Annotated in this window: 1 pseudogene; it reads left to right on the top strand. The window is 47.4% G+C overall.

From position 1 onward, the window contains the following. Positions 1–112: 112 nt before the first annotated feature. A pseudogene (locus tag ACTHUR_RS16370) lies at positions 113–578 on the top strand (microcin ABC transporter permease); the annotation flags it as partial.

The following is a 578-nucleotide window of genomic DNA, read 5'->3' as shown; positions in this document are numbered from 1 at the left end:
GCCTTAGAGAAGTAAATAATCGGCCAAACGCTTATTAATCCGTTACTATATGCTGTCTGAGGTCAGTGGTTTCAGACGGCCTTCAAATCAAAAAATAGAGGAACACTTTATCATGTGGCGTTATATCTTTCATCGTTTGCTCCTTTTGATTCCCACGTTGTTGGGGATTTTGGCGATTACCTTCGCCGTCATTCAGTTTGTTCCCGGCGGTCCGGTGGAACAGATGGTTCAGCAGCTGACGCAGGGCGCGGTTGGCGGCGAAACAGCAGGACGCAGTATGCCTGGAACTTTGGCTAAAAACGGCAACCGCATCAGTGCGGAAGATTTGGCTGCTCTGAATGCTTTATACGGTTTCGACAAGCCGCCTGTGACGCGTTTTGTCGATATGGTATGGAAATTCGCCCGTTTTGATTTGGGCGAGAGCTTTTTCCACCACCAAACCGTATTTGAGTTGGTAAAAGAGAAAATGCCGGTATCGATGAGTTTGGGTTTGTGGACATTCTTCCTAACTTATTTGATATGTATTCCGTTGGGTATTGCCAAGGCGGTCAGGGATGGCAGCCGGTTTGATACGGTTA

Source organism: Neisseria sp. P0021.S007, assembly GCF_051956855.1.
The sequence above is the reverse complement of the archived record's forward strand: the minus strand, read 5'-3'. Positions and strand labels throughout refer to the sequence as shown.